At 72.3% G+C, this 4,333-nt stretch carries 4 protein-coding genes; 1 reads left to right on the top strand and 3 read right to left on the bottom strand.

Annotated features, from left to right (window positions below; genetic code table 11):
- Positions 1-128 precede the first annotated feature (128 nt).
- The 3 genes from ACYVG5_RS21315 to ACYVG5_RS21305 all read right to left on the bottom strand — a co-directional run bounded on the left by ACYVG5_RS21315 (position 129) and on the right by ACYVG5_RS21305 (position 1,551).
- Complete coding sequence (locus tag ACYVG5_RS21315) at positions 129-863, bottom strand: PIG-L deacetylase family protein (RefSeq protein WP_222050768.1); 735 nt, start codon at positions 861-863, stop codon at positions 129-131.
- The gene (locus ACYVG5_RS21310) at positions 860-1,165 is read right to left on the bottom strand and encodes a sigma-70 family RNA polymerase sigma factor family protein (protein ID WP_222050769.1); all 306 of its coding nucleotides are present in this window, start codon (positions 1,163-1,165) and stop codon (positions 860-862) included. The genes ACYVG5_RS21315 and ACYVG5_RS21310 overlap by 4 nt, the downstream gene beginning before the upstream one ends.
- A gap of 92 nt (positions 1,166-1,257) precedes the next feature.
- A complete protein-coding gene (locus ACYVG5_RS21305) occupies positions 1,258-1,551 on the bottom strand; it encodes a chorismate mutase (protein WP_222050770.1) in 294 nt (97 codons plus the stop codon).
- A gap of 256 nt (positions 1,552-1,807) precedes the next feature.
- Between ACYVG5_RS21305 and pcrA the strand changes: the two genes are divergently transcribed.
- Positions 1,808-4,114, top strand: coding sequence for a DNA helicase PcrA (gene pcrA / locus ACYVG5_RS21300; protein WP_222050771.1), 2,307 nt, complete (start codon positions 1,808-1,810; stop codon positions 4,112-4,114).
- The last annotated feature ends 219 nt before the right edge of the window (positions 4,115-4,333 follow it).

Here is a 4,333-nt window from a genome sequence, read left to right as displayed (position 1 = left end):
AAGCGCTACCTCGTCCGCGAAATCTACTCCGCCCTCGTCTCCACCGCAGCCGGCAAAGATCTTGAAAAAGCGGCTTGACCATCTATAGGAGCATCACGTGGCCGCGGTGCCGTCCGGAGGACGGCAGATCATGCCGTGAACACGACGTGGAAGGCCTCGGCCATCCGCCCGTCGGCCAGACCGTGGGTGCGGGCGGTCTGCCGCATCCAGCCGCCGACGAACTCCTCGAGGTCGGCCCGGTGACCCACCTGGGTGACGTGTGCCCGCAGGGCGGCGAACTTGCGGTCGGCCACGTCGGTGACGTCGACGGCGTGGTCGGCGCGCGGGCTGGCCCCCAGCCACACCTCGTCGACCGTCCAGGCGTCCAGGCCCTCGGCGGCCAGCAGCTCCGGGAACGCGAAGGGGTTGCGGGCGTCGGGGTACACCGCGCGCAGCGTCGACTCCCCGACGGTCATGTGATCGGGGTGGCTGGCCCCGATCCGCTCCCAGAAGCGCTCCGGTGAGCTGGTGAGCACGCGTTGCGGACGCACCTGGCGGATCACCCGGCTGATGTCGCGCCGCAGGCCCAGGGTCGGCTCGAGCCGGCCGTCGGGGTAGCCGAGGAACCGGACGTCGGTGACCCCGACCGCGGCCGCGGCGGCGCGCTGCTCGGCCTGCCGCAGCGGCCCCATCTGGTCGCGGGGCGTCTCGTCGAAGCCGCCGGCATCGCCGTCGGTGACGATGCAGTAGGTGACCTCGGTGCCGGCGGCCGTCCACGTGGCGACCGTTCCGGCGCTGCCGAAGTCGACGTCGTCGGGGTGGGCCAGCACGCACAGGACCCGTTCGACGTACGGGGCGGGACGGGAGGGGAGCGGGAAGGTCACGCGCGGGAGCCTAGGTCGCCCGACGTCCGCTGGTACCGCGGCGCGGTCGACCGGCCCAGCTTCTCCGGGTTGCGCACGATCAGCACCTGCCCGACCCGTCCGTCCACGAGCACCAGCGAGGCCACCAGGACGACGGCGTCCCCGGTCCACGCCACCACGCCGGGCATGCCGTTGACCTCGGCCGGCTCCATCCGGACGGCCGGGTCGGCGGTAGCCTCCCGGCCGACCGCGGCGAGGATCCGCTCGGTCACCACCCGCGCCACCCCCGGGTCGGTGTCGAACCGGGGACGACGGGCCTGCACGTGCTCCCGCGCCCGGTGGGCCAGCTGCCGGACGGCGCGCAGGCCGGACGAGGGCAGCTCGCCGTCGTCGGAGCGCCCGGTGAGGTCCTTCCTCAGAGCCGTCCGCGGCCCTGACGGAGCAGCATCATCCCGAGCGTCGCGCCGTCCGGGCCGAGGGCGTTGCGGAACCGGGACAGCACCTGCCGCTCCCGGGACAGCGACAGCCGCATGCCGCCGGTGGAGGTGCGCAGGACGCCGATCTCCTGGGAGATGGCCAGCCGCCGCTGGACCAGCTCGATGATCTGGGCGTCGCAGGCGTCGATCTCGGTGCGCAGCTCGCCGATCCGGTCGGCCGGCTCGGGCTCGGCGCCCGCGTCGGCGGGGGTGTACAGCGTGATGGTGCTCATGGTGTCCTCCGGGGAGTGGCCGGGCGTCCGCCCCCGGGAAAGAGAAAACGCCCCGGGGCCGTGGGCCCGGGGCGTCGTGTGCGTTGGCTGCTCAGCCAGCGAGGACGGACACCGGAACCCGGTGGCCGTAGTAAAACTCGCGGTGGCGCAGCACGCGGAGAGTGTGGCACGGCCCCCGTCCGCGCGCCAGTGCCGGGGCGCACCGCCGTGTTCGGTCGGCGGGACCGTCGGTGGCCCGGCCTAGAGTGGCCGGGTCATGAGCAGCGCGCAGCAAGCCCTTCCCGGTACCGCCGAACTCCCCCGTGCGCCACGCGGGCAGGCCGGCCGCGAGCTCGACCGGATGCTCTCCGGGCTCAACGGGCCGCAGCGCGCGGCCGTCGTCCACGAGGGTGGCCCGCTGCTCATCGTCGCCGGCGCGGGGTCGGGCAAGACCCGGGTGCTCACGCACCGCATCTCCTACCTGCTGGGCGCCCGGCACACCCAGCCCGGCGAGATCCTGGCGATCACCTTCACCAACAAGGCCGCCGGTGAGATGAAGGAGCGGGTCGCCTCCCTGGTCGGCCCGCGCGCCCGGGCGATGTGGGTGTCGACCTTCCACTCGATGTGCGTGCGGATCCTCCGGGCCGAGGCCGCGAAGCTGGGCATGAAGAGCTCGTTCACCATCTACGACCAGGGCGACTCGGTCCGGCTGATGACGATGGTCGCCCGCGACCTCGACCTGGACAGCAAGCGCTACCCCGGCCGATCGCTGGCCGCTCAGGTGTCGAACCTGAAGAACGAGCTGATCGACGAGGAGTCCTTCGCGCCGCAGACGCCGCCGGAGAAGGTCCTCGCCGAGGCGTACCGGCTCTACCAGCGGCGGCTGCGCGAGGCCCATTCGATGGACTTCGACGACCTGATCATGACCACGGTCAACCTGCTGCAGGCCTTTCCCGACGTCGCCGAGCACTACCGGCGGCGTTTCCGGCACGTGCTGGTCGACGAGTACCAGGACACCAACCACGCCCAGTACGTGCTGGTGCGCGAGCTGGTGGGTGGGGTGGGTGGCAGCGCGACCGGCCCGGTGCCACCGGCCGAGCTGTGCGTCGTCGGCGACGCCGATCAGTCGATCTACGCCTTCCGCGGCGCGACGATCCGCAACATCGACGAGTTCGAGCGCGACTACCCCGACGCCACGACGATCGTGCTGGAGCAGAACTACCGGTCCACGCAGCGGATCCTGCGCGCGGCCAACCAGGTGATCGCCCGCAACACCTCCCGGCGCCCCAAGAGCCTGTGGTCCGACGCCGGCGACGGCGAGCTGATCGAGGGCTACGTCGCCGAGAACGAGCACGACGAGGCGGCCTGGGTCGCCGAGCAGATCGACGCCCTCACCGACGAGGGCAAGGCCCAGCCGAAGGACATCGCGATCTTCTACCGCACCAACAACGCCTCCCGGGTGTTCGAGGAGGTGTTCATCCGGGTGGGCATGCCCTACAAGGTGGTCGGCGGGGTCCGGTTCTACGAGCGGCGCGAGGTCCGTGATGCGCTGGCCTACCTGAAGGTGGTCGCCAACCCGGCCGACGTGGTGAGCCTCCGCCGGGTGCTGAACACCCCGAAGCGGGGCATCGGCGAGCGGGCCGAGGCCTGCGTCGAGCAGCTCGCCGACCGCGACCGGGTGCCCTTCGCGGCGGCGCTGCGCCGGGCTGCCGAGGCCCCCGGCCTGGCCACCCGCTCGCTCAAGGCGATCGAGGAGTTCGTCGCGTTGCTCGAGGAGTTCGAGCAGCTGGTCGAGACGGGTTCCGGGCCCGCGGCGCTGCTGGAGAGCATCCTCGACCGCACCGGATACCTCACCGAGCTCTCGGCCAGTGCCGACCCGCAGGACGAGGGGCGGGTCGACAACCTCAACGAGCTCATCTCCGTCGCCGCGGAGTTCGAGGCGGCCCACCCCGGCGGCACGGTCACCGAGTTCCTCGAGCAGGTCTCGCTGGTGGCCGACGCCGACCAGATCCCGGTGACCGGTGACGACGCGGGGGTGGTCACGCTGATGACCCTGCACACCGCGAAGGGCCTGGAGTTCCCGGTGGTCTTCCTGACCGGCCTCGAGGACGGGGTCTTCCCGCACCTGCGGGCGCTCGGCGACCCCCGGGAGCTGGAGGAGGAGCGCCGGCTGGCCTACGTGGGCATCACCCGGGCGCAGCAGCGGCTGTTCCTGTCCCGGGCGACCGTGCGCACCAGCTGGGGGCAGCCGGCCTACAACCCGCCGTCCCGGTTCCTCGACGAGCTGCCGGCCGACGCCGTCCACTGGGCGCGCACGGAGCCGGCCCCGGTGTCGCGCGGGTACGCGTCGGCGCAGTCGCGGGTGGCGGCCACGGGGTTGTCCACCGGCGGGCTGCGGGGCGGCGCGGGCAACCGGCCGGTGATCTCCGTCGACGTCGGCGACCGGGTCAGCCACGACGCGTTCGGGATGGGCACGGTGGTCGAGGTGACCGGCGCCGGCGACAAGGCCCAGGCGACGGTCGACTTCGGCTCCGGCGGCACCAAGCGCCTGGTGCTCCGCTACGCCCCCTTGGTCAAGCTGTGATGGAGGGACCCGAGCAACCCTCCGTGACGACGTAGGTGGTGCCTACGGACTGAACCACTGGGGATCCCGCCGAGTGGGGGCCGGAGGCTCCCGCGCAGGCGGGACTCAACGGCTCAACGCACAAGGGGACGGCAGTGATGATTGAAGGCGAGCCCCGCACCGGTGGTCTGACTCTGGGAACGGCTGACCGTTGGTGTCTTCCAGTTGATCTGTCGGCCG

Source organism: Modestobacter lapidis (genome assembly GCF_054780755.1).
The sequence above is the reverse complement of the archived record's forward strand: the minus strand, read 5'-3'. Positions and strand labels throughout refer to the sequence as shown.

What these genes read in the sequence shown, in the direction of transcription:
- ACYVG5_RS21305 (WP_222050770.1), bottom strand. Translation starts at nt 1,551, where the DNA reads ATGAGCACCATCACGCTGTACACCCCCGCCGACGCGGGCGCCGAGCCC.
- pcrA (WP_222050771.1), top strand. Translation starts at nt 1,808, where the DNA reads ATGAGCAGCGCGCAGCAAGCCCTTCCCGGTACCGCCGAACTCCCCCGT.